Below are 19277 nucleotides of genomic sequence, written 5' to 3'. Positions count from 1 at the left end.
ATGTTTGTAATTGTATTGCCTTATAAAAATCAAGGCATTTCTAGGCTATTTTTGTAGTTTTTTTACTTCTTCTATAAAATTCGTATTAGAATTCCTTTGGTCAAAAAGATTTGCATAATGCAATGCCTTTTGTTCAAAATAAAGATATAAATCCTCAATAGCATATATTCCATCTTGTTTAAAATAAGGAAGCTTACAAGACAAAGAAAGTTCTACTTGCCCGCTTTGTTGCATAATAGCCATCATCGATTTAGCATAGTTAAATACATGTAAATCTTCAGCATCTAACTCCCAATCGCTAATCTTCTCAAAAAACAACCATTTATCTTTGTGATTGCTTTTATGCATATAACTAACCAATTGATTCATTGAAAAACCTATAGAACTATCATAATGGTCAAAATTATAATATTCCTCTAGAGCTTTCTCAAAGTATTGCCCAGCTAAAGGATCATTTAATTGTTGTAAACGATAAGCAAAATTACAATAGGTTTGAAAAGGCATAGAATAGCAGGTTATCTTTCTATCAAAAATATTCTTTGCTGCTACTATAGCTTGTTCCATTTTTCCAAGTCTCAGTAAATTGTCCACTTCTGTATCTAACTCACATGCTTGACAATTAGTCATATCGTCACTTACACTTTGCTTTGCTAAATCTATATACTTTTGAGCTTCATCAAAATCTCTTAAATGGTTGGATAAACCAGTCATCACGTTATAAAAGCCTCTTAAACTATAACCATTTTTAACTAACCTATGTTTTAAATCCTTTGCTATTTCTCTTATCTGCTGCATAGATATAGATGCATTGCGATAAGAAGAATTGAACATCCATTTATATTCCCATAAAAAATCAGATTCGTCAAAATAGCCTTCATTGCTATCACTTGCATTCAAAATCCATGCGAAAGCAACAAAACTTTCATTACAACAAGAAGTATTCCTCTCTTGATGTATTAGATTTAGCCTTAAATCAAATCCCCAATCAATATCTTGATGAGTATCTGCTATTAAAATAGCTTGTTTTAAAATTTGAATTTTATCGTGGTAATTTTCCACCGACTCTAGTCGGAGAAGATTTTTTTGAATTTCTAAATTATAATTCATAGTTAAAAAAAATTAATTTTTGTCTTTTAACAAAGACATAAACTCCTTTGAACAATGATCATTGTTATTTCGCTTATCAAAAGCCACTACTAAATCTGAAGCCTGCTTTAAAAAATATGCAGATAAGTCCTTAGTAGCATAAACTCCTGATGGATTATAAAAAGGCAATTTACTAGAGAGTTCTAATTTTACATTTTCGTTTTTTTGGCAAATACTAGCCATATGCGTATAAAGTAATAACTGTAAATCATCCTCTGCATTAATTTGCCAGGAGGCAATCTTTTGATAGGTTGGCCAAAGTAAATTATCCTCTAATAAATACATAGTATAAATTAATCGCATTAAAGAATATAACATAGAGCTATTTAATCCTGTGTGATTTAATAGTCCTTGTTTTGCTTTCTCTAGATAGATTACACTTCTTTTATCCTTTGCTCTAGCTAAATAATACGCTAAAGCACAATGGGTAGCGAATGGAAGGCAAAATGCATTTAATTTTAAATCTTCCATCTCTTGACACAAAGTAATCGCACCATCAAAATCAGCAATAATTGCTAAGCTTTCTACTCGAAAATCATACTGATCTACTAATTTGTACTCTTGATCGAATTCTTCCTCTAAAGCCAATTCTAAGAACTCTATACTTTTGGGAGTATTTCTAATTGTATGATAGAGCTGGCACATTGTAAAATAGAATCCTTTCTTACTAAGTCCACATTGGTTTAACCTATTCTCAAGGTCATTCGCTATTTCAAATACCTTCTGCAAAGGCATAACCGAACTACTGTAAGCTGAGCAAAGCATCCAATGATATGCTAGTAAATAATCTGCTTGATTAAACTCGGATGGGAATTCTTCACATACCTGTAAAATCCAAGCAAATGCAGAAAAACTCTCCACACATCTTGAAGTTGACCTTTCTACTTCAATTAATTCATAACGCAATTCCATTGCCCAATGCAAGTCTTGATTTCGATCTGCTAAACTTATAGCAGCCTTTAGATGATCAATAACGAACTCATCATCGGAATGATTTTGATCTATTTTTAAAAGAATCTTTTGTATTTCTAATCGATACATCCCTATTTAAAATTTTGGTAAAAAATTAGACATACCTAAAATCATAAACTGATATAATGCATCATTGAAAGTATCCATTTCCCTTTTATTAATAGTATAACCGCCTAACATTAAAGATTGCACATATAGGACATTTACCAAAGCTTGAAAAAGTTCTGGATCGCTTATACCCATTAACTTTTGTACCAAATCATTGCTCTGATTAAAACACAATACTGGCATTACTTCTTTTTGCTTAGAAAAATGATTCAAAGTACTAGCAAAAGGGTTATTACTTTTAGAAAGATTAGCAATATTCTTACTTGATAAAGCTTGCTCACTTACTATATAAATTGCGGTTGTGTCTTTAGGCTCAAAACGGTTTACTTTTGCTTCACAAAAATGATCCTTTAATATCCTATTAGCTCTATTTATAAAATCCTGGGTATCTATCTTATTAGATATTGCTGGAGCAAACTCTTGTAATAAATCATTAGGGTCGATTAAAGAGATACCTAAGTCTGGGTTGTTAATTTTAATCTTATCAATTAAATCCACCTCATAACTATAAGCTGCATTTATGACTAACTTATTTTGACTTCCAGCAATGCGACGAATTTGTCTAAACTCATCTAAAGACCAAGTATAATAAATAGAATTATATTGTGACTTAATTTCTGCGAAACTCAACATACCATGATTTGTCTCAAAAGGAAGAAAATCTTCAAATAACTCTAAAATCTCCCAATCACTTGCAGCTAAACTTTTGATATACATATGATGAATACCAATAATTTGTTCTAAAGTAATATGATCAATAAGAGCCAAAGTTTTTAAATACTCTTTAAAACAATCCGTTAATTGCTTCTTAGTTTGCTGCAATAAAGTATTATTCACCAAAGACTCTCTTGAAGCTGTAGGTGCTAAAGCATTTGTATTGATTATACAACGAACAAAACTAGTCCATTCTGGTAGTAGATTAGTAGCTTGGTCACAAAGGTACATTCTCTTGACGAAGATTTTATGCTCTTTGGTAGATGTAATATTTACTTTATTAGGTAAGATATAAGCTACTCCTTGTAACTCTCCTATATCAGAGTACAGGCGAAATACATCTAAGAATTTGGTTTTAAAAACTTCCTGACCATATTGCAATAACTGCTCTTTACTGCTATTGTCATCTAACCAAACTGGATTACCATCTAGACATACCTCATTTTGCCCATTTTGTACTAGATTTACTCTAATAGGTAAAGCGCTTCCGTAAAAAAGCACATTTTGCTTAACAGATTGTAAAGTAAATAAGGATTCCCAACGTTTTTTTGCTTTTAAAATCACTTTTGTACCTACTTGACCAATATCTTGAGTAGGTTCAACTGTATAAGTTCCATCTGCTTTACCAGTCCAACGAACTGATTCATTAGTAAATAAAGATTTAGTTTCCACAACAATAGACTCACTTACTACTAAACAAGAAAGTAATCCGATACCAAACTTACCTATTAAATCTTTTTCAGCTAACTCTCCTCGCTTGGAGCTTTGACCTATGACCGATAAAAACTCATGCACATCTTGAGCACTAAGCCCTATTCCATTATCTTGGAAAACTAAGGTATCTTCTTCGAAATGAATATCAATACATCCTTGAAAATTAGGATCTAAAGATTTTCTAACGGTAACAGCATCCATAGAGTTTTGTAAAAGCTCTCTTATAAAAACAGTTGGTGAACTATAAATATGTTCACTCAACAGTTCTATCATACCTTTTATATTTACTTGAAATTGAAATTGATTATCTTCCATTCTTTTATCTTCTTCTTTTACGTGGTCCTCCAACTATTTTCTGTGCATCTTCATTTCCATTCTCGGCAGCCTGTCCATACCAATGTAATGCAACTTCATCACTTTGCTCTACACCTAGACCTTGCAAATAACAATTTGCTAATTCATATTGAGCTGTATGATAACCTACCTCTGCCGCTTGCAGCAAATAACTAACCCCTAACTCAGGATCACTTTGACATCCATCCCCTTTAACTAGCATTAAACCAATATAGTCCATTGCTTCGTGACTTCCCATATCACTTGCTAGCTTTAAATAATGGAAAGCTTGTTGTTTATCTACCTCACAACCAATACCAAAATAATAGGCTTGTCCTAATCGTTGAATAGCAGATAAATTTTGTGTTTCACTTGCTACTTCATAGTATTTAAATGCAAGTTTTTCATCCTTCTCACAACCTATACCAAATTGATAACAAACTCCTATTCCCTCTGAGATATAGTCTATTTGTTCGGCCATATGGTAATAATTAAAGGACTTAGTATAATCTTGATCTTGTCCTCCATATAGGTAATAATCCCCTAGAGTCAACATAGCATATCCATTTCCTTGCTCAATAGCCTTTTCTAACCAGAAAATTGCTTGCTCTATATCTGGCTCTTGTTCATTATAGCCGTATAGTAAATAATATCCTATTTTATATTGAGCGAAATCAAAGCCATTTTCAGCCCCTATTAGCATATACTTAAAGGCCATATCCATATTAGGCTCTACCGAATCGTATCCTTGTTCATAAGCTAAAGCAATATCAACGCTGGCTTTGAATAGCCCCATTTCTAAAGCTTGTTCAAATTGCTGTACGGCCAATTGTGGATTTAGGTTATCTTGATCTTCGTAAAAATTCAAACAAGCCAAAAGGTAAACTGCTTCAGAAGAATTATACTGAGCGGCGATTTCTAAATAGTACCTCGCTTTTTCATAATCCACATAGCCTAAACTTTGGTTTTGATATAAAACTCCTAGACGAAATGCAGCATACGGATAATCCTGATCAACTGCCTGTTTCAATAATTCTAGCGCTTTTTCTTGATCTTTTTCTACCCCTATTCCATCTAAATAAAGATGAGCCATTTCTACTTTAGCAAAAACAGAATTAAACTTCTCTATTGCCAATTCAAACCAATATTTAGCTTTTTCAAGATCTACTCCACTAGCAAAACCTTCTAAATAATATTGACCTACATATTCCATAGCATAAAGATGGTTAGAAGAAGCAGCCTGTTCAAAAAGTTCTAAAGCTTTAATTGCATTAGATTGCTCTTTTAAAACCCCATTATGATGTAGTAAAGCTAATTCGTAAATTGCCTGAATATTACCTTGATCTATCGCACTTAACAAAAGATCTTGAGCTAAGGCAATGTTTTGATCCCCAGATTGCTGCTTTACAAGGTAAATTGCCTTGTGTACTTTAGCATCACTAGAATCTAATGCAATAGCTTGGTCTAACCAATCTAAGACTAAAGAACTATGCTCTTCTTGGTCCATATGTTCAATGGCTAAGGCGATTAAAGATTTTGGAAAATTATATAAACTACTTTGCTTTAAGAAGTAAATTCCTCTTTTGTACTGCTCTTTATCCTGTGCACTAGAGTCTAAAAGGTACATTCCTAAGAAATATCCTGCTTCAATCTCTCCTTGACTAAAAGCAGTTTCTAAATAAACCATCCCATCTTGTGGGGTAAGACCAAATTCTTGCAATTGCCCATTACAAGACAATACTCCTAATAAATAACTACAGCTACTAATTCCTTTTAGATGCCCACCTTGTAAAATATCTTTTGCTTTTTGATAGTCATTTATCTGAAGATAGTACTCACCAACATAATAAAGAGAAGAGTTATTCTCAAGTGTTTCTAGTCCAAATGTTTGAAAAACCTCCCAAACTTGCTCTGTAGAAGTACATGCTGAAATTTGAATATCACATAAAAAGGCAATACCATATTTGTTGTTCTCTTGTACACATTGATTTAGCAATTCAATGGCTTTTTCTTTATCTATCTCTAAAGAATAATAACCATAATACAGAGCCCTTGCGTAAAAAGCCATAGCGTTATTTTGTCCATCTAAAAAGGCTTTCTCTAAATATACAAAAGACTTACTTTGCCCTTGTTGATCTACTCGAGCGCTTTGATAAAATAAAAATAAAAGAAAATTAGCCTTTGTAAATCCTCTTTCACAGAAAAACTTCCCTAAACTTTCCATTATCTCGTACCAAATCACATATTGATCTTGGGGCAGTAAAATAGAAATTTTCGCTAAATTAGAATTTTGGAATAATTTTGAAAAAAGGTCTAAATAAATAGATGAATTATCTTGTATATACGTAGCCTTTTGACAAATGGCTAAAGCCTGATATAAGTTGGAACTTAAAGAAAAATCATCTTGTTTAACAAGCTGTGTTGCTAAATCGTTTAAAGTTGATGGACTTGAATCCATTTGTTTTTGTATTTGCTCATACATACTAGCAAAAGTCTCCATATACTTACATCTATATTAATAAATACTAACGAATACAAATGTAAGCAATGCGCAACAAAACAACTACTTGAACCTTTCTAAATAAAGCAAATTAAGAAGATAAAACGGAATTATTTTCGTGTTAAATAAGCTTTATTCACACGAGAACTAGCCAAAAAGGAAGCTAGAAATCCTAAGATAAATATGGAAAATAAAACCATAAAAAGATTAAACCAATCGAATTCTATCGGATAGGCCATATCGGGTCTTATCATAATAAAGGAAAAATATTGTTGTAAAATCACAAAAACAACTCCTAAAACAACTCCCATTAAACCACCAACACTACTTATTATCATCCCTTGAAATAAAAATACTTTCTTTAAATCTTTCGCGGGAACTCCAATGTTATATAGGGTTTTTATATTTGGTTGCTTCTCTAGGATAATCATAATTAAGGCTCCTACAAGGGTAAATAAAGCCATAATAACTACTAAAACAAAAATCAGGTATACAACCAAATTTTCTGTATTCAACATACGGTATAAACCATCATTTAATTGAGCTTTATCTTTAAGAACTAACCCTTGAGTAAAAATTCTTTTAAGAGCTTGATTTACTTGAGTTTTAGAAACCCCTGGATTGGTCCTAAATTCAAGATTAGTCACATGATTTTCAGGAATTGACAATAATTCTCTTGCAAGATCAATATCTACAAAAACATACTTATTATCAATATCCTCATGTTGTGTAACGTAAACACCAATTGGCAAAATAGTTTTTCTTACAAAGGCTTTTTCAGGGTTTTCTATCACCCCAACTCCAGGCTTAATAGAGATTGCTTCAAAAGGATTCTCCGTATCAAAAAGGCTCATAGAGAACAGCACAGGAATTCCAAATCCTACCACTGCATCATGGCTACCTGGTTCAAACCAATAACCATATTCCACTTTTTGATCAAATCCACTTACAGCATGGAAGTTTGAATCAACTCCCTTTAATAAAGCAACTGTTTGTTTTTCCTTATAAGAAAAAAGTAACCTATCTTCCACCACTGGCGCTATAGCAGCAAATAAATTAGTTTGCTCTAAGGCTACAAGATCACTTGGTAGTACCTCAAAACTTTTTCCCTTTTCACTATATACTTTTAAATCGGGATCTAAATCATTTACAAAAGAAAGACTAAAAGTTCTCAATCCACTAAATACAGACAACACAATGAACATGGCCATTGCACTAACAACTATACCTACAGCTGCAATACTGGCAATAACATTAATTGCTTTACTTTTACTTTTACTAAAAGCATAGCGTTTGGCTATATAAAATGGAAAATTCAATTATTGATTCTTTCTAGTTTCTAATAAATCACGATTTTCGATTGGATTCTCCTGACCTTTAAGGGCGTTGTCAATCTTTTCAATATAATCTAAGCTATCATCGATATAGAATTGTAAGTTTGGTACTTTTCTTAATTGATGTTTCACTCTTTGTGCTAATTCATGTTTAATCAAAGGAGCATTAGATTGAATAGCTTTTAATAGCTCAGGCCCTTTCTCTGCAGGGAAAATACTTAAATACACTTTAGAGATTGATAAATCCGTAGTCACACTAACTTTAGAAACTGAAATAACTAGATTAGTTATTCCGTTTGCACGCACTTGACCTTGCAAAATATCTACGATATCATTTTGCAAAAGTGCACCCATTTTTTTTTGTCTGTTTGTTTCCATATTGCAAAAATACAATTTTTTACCAACTAAACTTTTTTATATTTGTGAGATTAACTAAAAAATTATGATGAAAAAGATTGAACATATTGGAATTGCGGTCAAAAGCCTGCAAGAATCCAATTTATTATTTGAAAAATTATTAAACTGCGTACCGTACAAACAAGAATTAGTAGAATCCCAAGGAGTTGAAACTTCATTTTTCCTTAGTGGTCCTAATAAAATTGAATTACTTCAAGCAACAAATCCGGATAGCCCAATTGCTAAATTTATTGAGAAAAAGGGAGAAGGAATCCACCATATAGCTTTTGATGTAGAGGATATTGAAAAAGAAATAAAAAGATTATCCCTTGAAGGTTTTACCATTTTAAACGAAATCCCTCAAAAAGGTGCTGATAATAAATTAGTTGCTTTCTTACACCCTAAAACCACCAATGGAGTTTTAATAGAATTGTGTCAAGAAATTAAATAATTTTAATAAAAACATTTGCATAAACCGATTAAAGGCACTAATATTGCAGTCGTTAAAACGTCTTTATAGCGGGTCTAATAACTCAGCTGGTTAGAGTAGCTGACTCATAATCAGCAAGTCCCTGGTTCGAGCCCAGGTTAGACCACCAAAACACATAATGCCATAAAGACCGGTCCAATAACTCAGCTGGTTAGAGTAGCTGACTCATAATCAGCAAGTCCCTGGTTCGAGCCCAGGTTGGACCACCAAAAAACCCCTTAACACACTGTGTTTAAGGGGTTTGTTTTTTTTAGGGGCTTCGTTAGGGGGCTCGTGTTTCAAAGACTATTAAACTATTTTTAAGTAATTTCGCAAACAATAAGTTTGACAAATCTATCTTTTACTCTGTTTAAAATCTACCAGAGGTCACTTTTTATCAACTTTTTCTTAATCATTAACGAAAAAGGTTTGTCTATACTAGCAAATCTTTTAAGAATTACTTTTAAATCATCTTCTGGCAACTTATTTTTATAAGCAGCTAAAATAAGATTATGAATCTTTCGTAATTCATTTGCTCTTAAAGTATTGAATATTGGCTTATCTAAATTGTATTTTTGAATTGTATTTAAACCTCTTTGAGTTAGTCCCTGTATCATCTCATCTTCAAAATCTAAATGATTCTCTATTTCTCCATCAGAGTGTGTAAAAGGATCTAAACAACTTGCATTAGGTAAAACGATATTAGAAGTTTTCCCATTATTACAACTAATATGTGATAAATATAAATTTTCCCATTTAAATGCGGAATTTGGATCCTCCGCTACTTCAACATAATGATCTATCTGAGCTTCTGATAGTTGTGAGAATTTCACTTCACTATAAAAACATTTATAAAAACTAATCTTAGCTAATTGTTCTTTGATTTCTAAGTGTCCATATTGTTTTGAACTAGGTCTTGGTTTACCCGAGCTAATAAAGACACTAGTCCATCGTACTTCATTCAATACCAACCTTTGAGGTTTATCCAATCTATTTAAACTCCTCATTATCTTTTATCATTTTTAATTTTAGCAATAATTTTATCGATTTCCAAGTATGAAAAATACTGTGGATTAATTTTCAGGAGCTTTTCCTCAATTCTATTTTCCTCCTCTTTATTTTTGCTTCTTATTGCATCTTCTCTCTCTTTTAATAGCTTGTCAATTTCACTATTTCCAAATGATGAAATTCCTCCGAATACATCTGTAGATAAAATTTCTTCAATCGGCTTATTAGAGTAAACATCAGTTTCGTCAGAAATAATTGAATATCCGTCTTGTGGCTTGCATACGTAAACTTTTGCCCCCTCTACAGATCCTACAATAAACGGAGAATGTGTGGCAACAATTATTTGCAGATTAGGGAATATTTTTAAAATTGAATTTAAAAATGTCTTTTGCCACTTCGGATGAAGATGATTTTCTGCCTCATCAATAAGCAATACTCCTGGAGTATTACATAATTCTTCAAGAGCAAAATCGTTTAACTTATAAACAGAATACATCTGACCTAACACAGAAATTAAACGTTGGGCTAAATATAAATTACCACTACTCAACTTTTCCAAAGTAATAGGAAATCCATTTTGGCTAATAATTGGCATTAATTTTGTTCGCTGAACATGAAGTAGCTCTCCGTCATATAAACTGATCCTAAAAATTTCTTTCAATTTATCATAAATAAACTCACCTTCCTTTTTTTCACTTAAATCATCAGAAGATTTATAATAATCGAAAAAAGTTATTGCTTTTGTAGTTTCTATATTCTTCTGAATACCATCCAACGCATCTAGTAAATAATCTTCTGGAGTTATAAAGTCCAAATTTGAAATATCAAAAGGACTATGGTCATGCTGAGATGTCCAGTAATTTACAATCCAGCGAGTATTTTTCTTTGATTTATTTGAGTCTACGAAATTTTTTAAAATTTCATCAAAATACCGATTATTAACAGTAGGAGTAAAAAGCTCTCGTGGTTCGTCCTCTCTTTGTTCTGCTTTCAATACTATTTCTTTATTTTCAAAATTCATATCCATTTCCAAACGAAAATTCTTATCCCTTAAAATTGGCCTAATCTGATATCTTTGACTAAATCCAATAAATAGTTTTCTTATTGCATCTAAAACAATAGTTTTACCTGCTCCATTTTCACCTGTCAAAATAGTTACTTGACTTTTTGAGTTATCGAATGTTGCAAACTCAATACTATCATCAAGAAAGGGTCCTATATTTTTTAAATATAATTTACGTAATTTCATATGACTACTTTTAAAATAATTTCATTTAACTAAGCTAAAGTACACTATATAATCCATTTCCCATAAAGTTTATTTTAGTATAGAATAGACCTTAACTGAAAAATTTATTAAATCCATTAAATCCATTAAATCTCATAACTCGGTAAAAGTCTTGATATTTCTTGGGAGTATTTAGCGTATTATAACTACATTTGTACTTGAAAACATTACGAACACGCGTAAGCTATCGTTTGGGTTAACTGAAATTGCGACCTTCATTAAACAACCTATAAAACGATAGACTTGCGCCTGTGCCTTATATTGGCGTAGGCGAAGTCTATTGGGTTGTTGGGTTGTCGCAAACCTCAGTTAACAATAGTTATGGAGCTTGCGCCTTTTTTTATAAGGCCTATGAACTACACGAGTATATTTACAATATTAAATCGCCTTTTATTTAATCAAGATTCCTTTAACTTCCGAAACAGTTTAAATAAAAAAACTTCCATAAACCTTAGCTTATGTTTAGAAGATAATTCTAAAAACAAAGTCAACTTAATTCTTTATCAAAAGTTAATACAAATCATTTCTGAATTTGATTTAGATGAGAGATCTGATTTATTTCAGGTCCTTTTTTCAAATTCTGAGCTCTGTCAAATCATAACTATAAAACTTATGTTTGGTTTTTTCCCTGGTGATAAAAATAAAAGGGAATTTGATTTTAATACAGATGCATTTGAATTTATTCATGAAAACAAAGTGCATCCTTTTATTATCTGTCTTACTTATGAGCTATTTATGTATTGCTTTTCAAATGTAACTTTAACCCCAGATTCAACAATCAGTAGACGATCTTACATGGAAATAAAACAACTCATTAAAAGCTCTCATCTGTGCGAATATTTACCAGCTCCATTAGATTAATTCTTCCAAATAAAAGTAAAATCACACACAAATTATTTAGTGGAATTATATTCCAACCACTAAATAAATTTAGTATTCCCTAAAGAGAAAACGAAAAAATCCTAATTCATTTTTAATAGGTTTTTTTTCCAAAAACCTCAATTGTCTACTAGCAATAAATTACAAATCAGGAGATTAGTTTAATTTGTCTACTTTTTTTCCGTTTTTTGTTTTCAAAAGAACTTCACAATTAATTGACCCTTAATCAATTACCTCCCGAATGGGCGAAAAATTATCGTGATTATGTCCGATAACGTCTTGCTTTGTCCTTTTCAGCCCTTTTTTTCTGTTTTTCAAAAAAATTCTAATGAAAAGAAAAAAAAACATTCACCATTTTTACAAAGCAGTTTGATCAAATTACGTTGCCAAAAAGTTTGATGCTTTTGATGTTTGATGCCAAATCTATATATCTTACTAATAATAAGAAAGTTACAGCTGCATCAAACTGGCATCAAACATCAAACTAAAACAAAAACTCGCATCAAATTTAGTTTGATGCGAGTTTGATGCCATAGTTTGATGCCACATAACTAAATATAAATCAATACATTATATCAGCTAGCATCATTTGCATCAAAAAAAGAGGTTATTTTCTCCTTTTCAATGGTATAAAATCTTCCTTTGCGTTCAATATTGTAGAATTCTCCATGAATAGTGTAATCAAGACCATCGTATTTGAAAGAATTCTCAGAAGGAGAAAAACCAAGATGTTTTAAAACTTTTCTCACTTCATTAGGGGTTATATTACTTCTGCGATTCATAGTTTTTATGATTGCACATATATCTTTTGGTGCAATAAAAATTTGCTCCAAATCCAATGACTCAAATATTTCTTGGAATAAATTTAAGACTTCGTCTCTAGTTTTATTATCACCAGAATTCATTAATCTCACTAAAGCATCTGTCCTAATTTGTTCTGGGGTAAACCACATTCGTGTTTTCTTTTCAGTGGAGTACTCAATGCTATATAAGTAATTTAAAAAATCGGGAATCTCACTAAATAGTAGGTCTAAAAAATTAGGGTCTTTTTCAATTTCTGGAATTTGTCTTACCCAAAAACGAATCTCTTCTTTATCTATTTTCATAAAAGAATCTTCAAAATTACTTGTCAAAATAAATTTATAAAAAGATTCTACTTCTTCTTTGTCGCGTCCCTTTCTCTCAATCTTATTTCTATCTGCAGTACTTAAAAACTTAATACGTTCTGTTATTTGTTGATTGTCGGTCACAACTTCATCAACTAGAACTAGTAGCTTTCCATCTAAATCGGAATTAAAATTATTCACAAAAGACTCGGCATTGATATAAGTTGCATTAAAAGAAAAGATCTTACGAAGGTATTTCAACATAGTCGATTTACCCGTTTCTCTTGCTTTAGAGACAAGAACTAGCACGGGGAGTACTTGGGTAGGTTCCTGTAGTAATATCTTTAAATAATCAAGCCCTAAGTTATATTGCTCACCAAAGATGTGTCGAATAAAACGGAGCGTATTTGTTATCTTACTTTCTAAATATTTGATATTTTCTATTGGTTCTTTAGTTACTATATAGTCTATTGGGTGGTAGATGTTATAAAAGTCACTCACTTCCCTTATATAATCTATATGACCAGGGATACAACAGAAGCCATAGTATTTTTTTATACTTGAGATATACTCTTTTCCCTGGTCATTAACTATTGTTTCTTTATTCCAGGATAACATAACTTTTTCCGTTGCGTTATTAATAGTTGGTTTTTCGATTATGGCATAATATGCTGTGCCCACTCGAATAAATTCAGCAGAATCTAAGTTCATTGTAATTGATTAATTATAATCCTTATATTTGCACTATAAAGATTTGATTATACACTTTTTAAAATCTTAAGCGTTTGCTTTGTAGGAAAAGCAAACGCTTTTTTTATGGGTTTAATAAATGTTGATTTTTTAATGCTACTCGAATTAATTGGGTACGAGAAAAAATAGGTCTCCCGTCAATTTCATAGTAAGGTATTTTCCCCTTATTCTTCCAGTTTATAATAGTTTGAACAGTTCTATCAAACATACTTGCCACTTCTACTTGAGTCATCCTATCACTCCCCTCCGGAAAGAAATTAGTTGTAAGTACATCAGAAGGGCTTTCTTGAAAATTCTCAATGCTATGATTTAATCTTTTTGTATCCATTTGAACATATTTTAAGGTATTTAAACAGTGCAAATATTCCCTATTGAAAAGAAAAAGATAGTACACCTTAGTACACTTCCAAAACAATACATTAACTTTCAGTATCTTGTCTTTTCTTTTCAAAAGAGATTGCTAAGTCATTTATATAATTACATTCCTTTAAAAATGTTTTAGAACTCTTATCTTCCCTAGTTATATACTGCTTAATTGTTGTTAAAGACAAAGAGTTCCCTTTAAAATAAGTATTTAAAATCAAGGGTAACTTGCTACTTACGTTTTTCAAAGAGTCGCTATTTTTTAAAAAAATAAATATGGCTATGATATAGTTAAAAACACTTTTATCTAAACTAACCAGATCATTTAAAGTTTGATGAGCATAATACAATTCATCTTTGCTAAAGCTTGGATAACTCTCCGTGCAAGATGATAGAAACAATTCGTAAATATTCGTGTTCTTATAAAAAAACTTCTCCTTGCTTATAAATTGAAAAAAGTCATATAAGGTATTTTCAGTGTACTTTATTTTCTCTGCATTAAAGTCAGAACACTTAGAGAACAAATCTTGTTGAGATAGTTCAAAAAGTGGGTAATGCTTCTTAAAGTATTCATTCTGACCTAGGATTTGCTCCACCTCTTTCTTGGTTAATAAAGCATTTTCACTTAGAAACAAAGAGTGATTTTCTTTGTAATTACTAAAAGAAATACTAGGAATAAAATCTAATTGTAGGTACTTAAAAAACAGATCCTTGGAAAGAATAAGCTGCTCAATATGGTTTAAACTTTGTTTGTTGTAGATTTCCTTATAAATATAGTTTCTAAAGCGATTAATGCCTTCTTTGGGGTTTTCCTCAAGTAGAAGAGCAAAATAATTTCCGACACTTATTTCATTCTTAGTTACGACTTGTTTCAATGAAAAGAGCTCTTTAAAAAGCATATCGTTTAAAGAGTCCATTAAAAAAGTACCATTGACTATTTTGTAAACATTACTTCCACTTCTATGAGCAATGAAATCTAAACGGTTAATTAATTGATTCTTATAATATAGAATCTTACAAAGAAAATGAGTAGAAGATAGCTCCATACTAAGCTTATCTAAATAAGCTATAAATTTATCTACTTGATTCTCCAAGATCTCTTTCACAAAAGACTCATATCCATATTTCCATAAAAATCCGCCACTAGAGCTACCTAGAAAATCTAGTAAATTAAAGAGATCTAAATGAGAAGAAATTTCATTTTTCAAGTCTAATAATCTGATTTTTTCCTTAGGGGTATTCTCTAAGTAGAATAACAATTGCTCCATAGGAGTCAATATCTTAAAACGCTGATTCATAAAATTATAAACTTTCCCATTTATTTAACTCCTTTTGTTTAAAAGACTCTCCAACGTGGACATACCTCCTAAAACTTCTTTCATCTTTATGATTGGTAGTGCTTTTAATAACACGCTCTGAAATACCCAAAATAATACTATTTGTTATAAATGTTTTTCTACCTACATGTGAGGTAATAACATCACATTTTCTAACCTCTGTATCAATCCTCCTGGATCCGATATACCTGGTTAATCTAATTTTATCAGTGATTCCAACTTCCTCACAACATTCCTTTAAGCGTTCGTTTAATTTTTGGGAAGTAATTCGAGGAATTGGACTGTAAATAGAATCTTTGTACTTATCTAAAATCTCCTTGGCATAAGAGATTAAATATACTTGATGATGCACCGTTTTAGTTTTGACAACCGTATAGTTTAAATAGTCTCCTACCACATTACAATCGCGTAAGGAATAAATATCGGAATGCCTTTGTCCGGTAAAACACAAAAAGCAAAACATATCTCTAGCTCTTTCCATAGACTTACTTGTAAAATTATAGTGATATAACTTCATCAACTCCTCCATAGTTAAGAAGACTACTTCAATTTCGTTATCTATTCTTTTAATCTTTTTAAATTCCAGGCTATTATGATATCCCCTATTGAAAGCCCATTGCATAAATGCCTTTAAGGTTGAAATTAACTTCCCATAGTAATTATTTAATGTACTACGCTCTACAAAACAATACTCCATAAAAGCATCTTCAAACCTATAATCAATAGTGTCAAATCTTAAAACATACTTAGTCGATTTTGCAAAATCCATAAAGAATGTCTTCACAGAATTATACTTGATAATTGTACTCTTAGCCTTAGAAACACCAGAAATCTTGATGTACTCATTAAATGCATCGAAAAAGCGAATAGCAACACTTACAGAGTCTAATTTGAATTTCTCTTCAAAGAGTATTTCACTAAAAGCAATCGAATTGAATTTAAAGAAATCGAAAATATGCTCCACCTTATTAATCGTATTTGCTAAAACAGCATTATACTCTTTATAGTCATTATAAAGGGCATTACCATTGCTTTTGATATTTCGAATTTGGTTTATCTCTGGATCCCAATGCTCCAGTTTTGTTTTTACGCTTAAATTCTTTCGAATTCTAACTCTAGGAGCACTAATAATCAGTCTTATGGGAATCAGACCTTCTTTGTCTATTTTGTCTTTTCGCAGCTCGAAATAATACTTCATTTATTACAATTATTTAAAGGGGGCTTGCCAAGGGGGCAGACTTTTTTCACAAAAAGACATACCAAATCCAGTTTATTTTTCTTTTCAACAAAAAACGAGAAAAAAGGCTTAAAACAGGATGAAAAACACCCAGGGGCAAATTAGGGGTTAAATTTTTTATTAAAACAAATTAAAGCCAGTTAAAATAGATTTAAATAAATTATAATACACTGACTATCAATCAATAAAACTATGTAAAAAGGGATTAAAAAACAAAACTAGTTCAGGTTGGACCACTAGTAAGTCCCTCAACACAATGTGTTAGAGGGATTTTTTTTGCTATAATTCAAGATAAAAAGCAGCAAACATTTTCTATCAAGTACAATAGGCAATATCGATATCAGAATACGTATTAATAAAGAAAATTATTCCTTTTATTCTTCGATATTGACTTACCCTTTTTCATTTTTCTACCCTAACTTTAAAAAATAGGATTTACTTTTATTTTGCTCTAAAGTTTTTAAACTACCTTTGTTTTCACTTAAAAGCTTTGAAGTGTAGTTATAACAAGAAATAGTTTAAAAATACCTTTGTTTTCCAAGCTTTGGCATATATATTGCAACAAACAAAGTTTCAAAAACAATCGGCAGGTCTATTGAATAAAAAACTCTATTGTAATTGGATTGATTTTAATTCAATAATCGCATACTAAATAAATATAGAAAACGTTATACAAGTAGATATAAATACGATAAATATACCTATTTTTGCTAGTGATTATTACACTTAAAATAATTTTCCATTTATCGTGAAATCAAAAGGTGTAATCTTCCTTAGAACTTGCAGCTATAAAACAAGAATTTAAAAGAAATCGAAATGAAAAAAATTATAATGTTGTGTTTGATGTTAGCATCTGTAGTTACTGCTAAAGCACAAGACCAAAATAGCGTAGATCAGAACAGCGATTTACAGGAAGTTGAGAAAGGTGGCAAAAAGAAAAATAAGAAAGTTAAGCAAGAAAAACAAAACGTTGCACCAAAGCTTGAGTATTTAAGTATTCAGGAAATATTAGACAATGCTAATAACTTAAAACTTACAACTTACCAAGTTTCTGCTTTAAACATAAAAAATGAGTACATCAAAAGGGATTTGCAAAAACTTAATGCTAATGCTTTAATGCCTTTAAGTGAGAAAGAAATAATATTAAGAGACTTATCTATCTCTTATGATCTATTCATTCAAAAGATTTTAAAACCAGAGCAACAAAAAGAGCTAAAAATCTTACAAGCAGAAAACGCTATTACTCCTGAATACGATAAAAGCAGTCTTCGTGTAGCATTACATGAAATTGACAAAGACTACAAAGAAGAAGTAAAGGAAATCAAACGAAAGTACAAAGGCAACAAGTCTGTGTATTATGCACAAAGAAACCTTGCCAAAAAAAGATACGAGTTCAATAGAGTAACTACTATAGAGTTCTTCCAAAACTTAGGTAAAGACCAAGGGGATGAACAAGACAACTACGTAATGACTTTAGAAGAAATCTCAAATATCTATAAAGCATATGATGATTACTACTCTCAAGAAAAACAAAGTAATCCATTAGACTTTTTAGAAATAAAAGAAGAGTACCCAGCTAATGAAGAATATCTAGATGTTTATCCGGATGAAATTCCAGGAAACCAACAATATAATGAAGAGGGAGATTTTTAATCTCCTTTTTTTATGTCCTTATAGCACTAGAAACACACTTAAGAGCAAAATGTCCGAATAATACAAGAAAACAAGTAGATTACCCCTATTATTACAGTAATATTTTAGCGACATTTGCATCAAATTATAACATTATGTCTTTCTTAAAACAAGTTTTATCTGGCTCTTGTCCTAATTGCCAAAAGGAGAAATTATTTTACGACAAAGGAAATCCTATCACCTTCCGCATGCCAAAGATGACTAAAAACTGTAAGAATTGTGGATACAATTTCCATAGAGAAACTGGTTTTTACTTTGGAGCTATGTATGTGAGCTATGCCATTACGGTGGCAGAAATGGTGGCAATTATGGTTTTAAGGTTCCTATTAAATTATTTTCTTGACCTTAACATATCTATGCTTCAAGCCTTTATAGCAATCGTAGCTGTTTTGTTTATTTTATGGACTTTTAACTATAGAATTTCAAGAACAATATGGTTAAATATTTTTTATAAAAAAGAATAGATTCAGTTAGGTTTATTAAAAAAAAGTTCTTTATATTTGCACCGCATTACAACGGAATACGGGTGTAGTTCAAGGGTAGAATAGCGGTCTCCAAAACCGTTGATGGGGGTTCGAATCCCTCCACCCGTGCAAAGTAAAAAAAGGCTTTCCAAATCGGGAGGGCACTGATAAAGTAGCCTCTTTTTAGGAAACGGCTTTTTTAAAGACAAAAAATAACGCTTATAAAGGACTTTTTTAAGTCTCTTTGTAAGCGTTATTTGTTTTCTAGCTGTACTATTGGGTGGCTTAAACAGCCTAAAAAAAGGCCTTATACTATCTTTTATACGAAGTAGCTCCATTAGCTACTCATTATCCACTATTTTGAGTATTCTTTTAATATTTACGGTAAAAATCGTGATAGCTCCTTGCATTTCCATACAAGAAAGGCCATAAGAATCCGCACGGTTATAACCATGTACATTCTTTAA

16 protein-coding genes and 3 tRNA genes are annotated in these 19277 nt (G+C 31.2%); 7 read left to right on the top strand and 12 right to left on the bottom strand.

The features are described 5' to 3' along the window. Positions 1-45 precede the first annotated feature (45 nt). From ACYSNX_RS01360 to rbfA, 6 genes are all read right to left on the bottom strand, one after another. Positions 46-1107 carry a hypothetical protein gene (locus ACYSNX_RS01360; protein WP_461752895.1) on the bottom strand — a complete coding sequence of 354 codons (1062 nt, stop codon included), beginning with the start codon at positions 1105-1107 and terminating at the stop codon, positions 46-48. A gap of 12 nt (positions 1108-1119) precedes the next feature. Then, positions 1120-2187, bottom strand: coding sequence for a hypothetical protein (locus ACYSNX_RS01355; protein ID WP_461752894.1), 1068 nt, complete (start codon positions 2185-2187; stop codon positions 1120-1122). A 6-nt stretch (positions 2188-2193) separates the two neighbouring features. Beyond that, complete coding sequence (locus ACYSNX_RS01350) at positions 2194-3969, bottom strand: HSP90 family protein (protein WP_461752893.1); 1776 nt, start codon at positions 3967-3969, stop codon at positions 2194-2196. 4 nt (positions 3970-3973) lie between these two features. Further along, positions 3974-6487: a tetratricopeptide repeat protein gene (locus tag ACYSNX_RS01345; RefSeq protein WP_461752892.1), complete on the bottom strand. Its 2514-nt coding sequence runs from the start codon at positions 6485-6487 to the stop codon at positions 3974-3976. Positions 6488-6597: 110 nt separating this feature from the next. Continuing rightward, positions 6598-7806: an ABC transporter permease gene (locus ACYSNX_RS01340; protein WP_461752891.1), complete on the bottom strand. Its 1209-nt coding sequence runs from the start codon at positions 7804-7806 to the stop codon at positions 6598-6600. Continuing rightward, the gene (gene rbfA / locus ACYSNX_RS01335; protein WP_461752890.1) at positions 7807-8199 is read right to left on the bottom strand and encodes a 30S ribosome-binding factor RbfA; all 393 of its coding nucleotides are present in this window, start codon (positions 8197-8199) and stop codon (positions 7807-7809) included. Between the two features lie 67 nt (positions 8200-8266). On the opposite strand from rbfA, the gene mce reads away from it, so the two are divergent. The 3 genes from mce (at position 8267) to ACYSNX_RS01320 (ending at position 8916) form a co-directional block, all read left to right on the top strand. Beyond that, entirely contained in the window at positions 8267-8668 is a 402-nt protein-coding gene (gene mce, locus ACYSNX_RS01330; RefSeq protein ID WP_461752964.1) for a methylmalonyl-CoA epimerase, read from the top strand. 71 nt (positions 8669-8739) lie between these two features. Further along, positions 8740-8816 (top strand) — tRNA-Ile (locus ACYSNX_RS01325). Positions 8817-8839: 23 nt separating this feature from the next. Then, positions 8840-8916 (top strand) — tRNA-Ile (locus ACYSNX_RS01320). 147 nt (positions 8917-9063) lie between these two features. Here the strand turns inward: ACYSNX_RS01320 and ACYSNX_RS01315 are convergent. Both ACYSNX_RS01315 and ACYSNX_RS01310 read right to left on the bottom strand, forming a co-directional pair. Then, positions 9064-9693, bottom strand: coding sequence for an HNH endonuclease family protein (locus ACYSNX_RS01315; protein ID WP_461752889.1), 630 nt, complete (start codon positions 9691-9693; stop codon positions 9064-9066). Continuing rightward, positions 9693-10943: an AAA family ATPase gene (locus tag ACYSNX_RS01310; RefSeq protein WP_461752888.1), complete on the bottom strand. Its 1251-nt coding sequence runs from the start codon at positions 10941-10943 to the stop codon at positions 9693-9695. Before ACYSNX_RS01310 ends, ACYSNX_RS01315 begins: the two co-directional genes overlap by 1 nt. Before the next feature lie 390 nt (positions 10944-11333). Here ACYSNX_RS01310 and ACYSNX_RS01305 point away from each other — a divergent pair, with 390 nt between their 5' ends. Further along, the gene (locus ACYSNX_RS01305; RefSeq protein WP_461752887.1) at positions 11334-11843 is read left to right on the top strand and encodes a hypothetical protein; all 510 of its coding nucleotides are present in this window, start codon (positions 11334-11336) and stop codon (positions 11841-11843) included. Positions 11844-12436: 593 nt separating this feature from the next. Here the strand turns inward: ACYSNX_RS01305 and ACYSNX_RS01300 are convergent. The 4 genes from ACYSNX_RS01300 to ACYSNX_RS01285 all read right to left on the bottom strand — a co-directional run bounded on the left by ACYSNX_RS01300 (position 12437) and on the right by ACYSNX_RS01285 (position 16615). Then, positions 12437-13678 (bottom strand): primase-helicase family protein, encoded by a 1242-nt coding sequence (locus ACYSNX_RS01300; RefSeq protein ID WP_461752886.1) that lies wholly within the window; start codon positions 13676-13678, stop codon positions 12437-12439. 103 nt (positions 13679-13781) lie between these two features. Then, positions 13782-14045, bottom strand: a complete 264-nt coding sequence (locus ACYSNX_RS01295; RefSeq protein ID WP_461752885.1) for a hypothetical protein — start codon at positions 14043-14045, stop codon at positions 13782-13784. A 91-nt stretch (positions 14046-14136) separates the two neighbouring features. Continuing rightward, positions 14137-15378 (bottom strand): hypothetical protein, encoded by a 1242-nt coding sequence (locus ACYSNX_RS01290; protein ID WP_461752884.1) that lies wholly within the window; start codon positions 15376-15378, stop codon positions 14137-14139. Positions 15379-15382: 4 nt separating this feature from the next. Next, a complete protein-coding gene (locus ACYSNX_RS01285) occupies positions 15383-16615 on the bottom strand; it encodes a tyrosine-type recombinase/integrase (RefSeq protein ID WP_461752883.1) in 1233 nt (410 codons plus the stop codon). Between the two features lie 855 nt (positions 16616-17470). Between ACYSNX_RS01285 and ACYSNX_RS01280 the strand changes: the two genes are divergently transcribed. The 3 genes from ACYSNX_RS01280 (at position 17471) to ACYSNX_RS01270 (ending at position 18939) form a co-directional block, all read left to right on the top strand. Continuing rightward, entirely contained in the window at positions 17471-18307 is an 837-nt protein-coding gene (locus ACYSNX_RS01280; RefSeq protein ID WP_461752882.1) for a hypothetical protein, read from the top strand. A gap of 134 nt (positions 18308-18441) precedes the next feature. After that, positions 18442-18810 carry a DUF983 domain-containing protein gene (locus tag ACYSNX_RS01275; RefSeq protein ID WP_461752881.1) on the top strand — a complete coding sequence of 123 codons (369 nt, stop codon included), beginning with the start codon at positions 18442-18444 and terminating at the stop codon, positions 18808-18810. A 58-nt stretch (positions 18811-18868) separates the two neighbouring features. After that, positions 18869-18939: transfer RNA gene (locus ACYSNX_RS01270), tRNA-Trp, on the top strand. The last annotated feature ends 338 nt before the right edge of the window (positions 18940-19277 follow it).

The sequence above is a fragment of the Myroides sp. LJL115 genome (assembly GCF_054871665.1).
The sequence above is the reverse complement of the archived record's forward strand: the minus strand, read 5'-3'. Positions and strand labels throughout refer to the sequence as shown.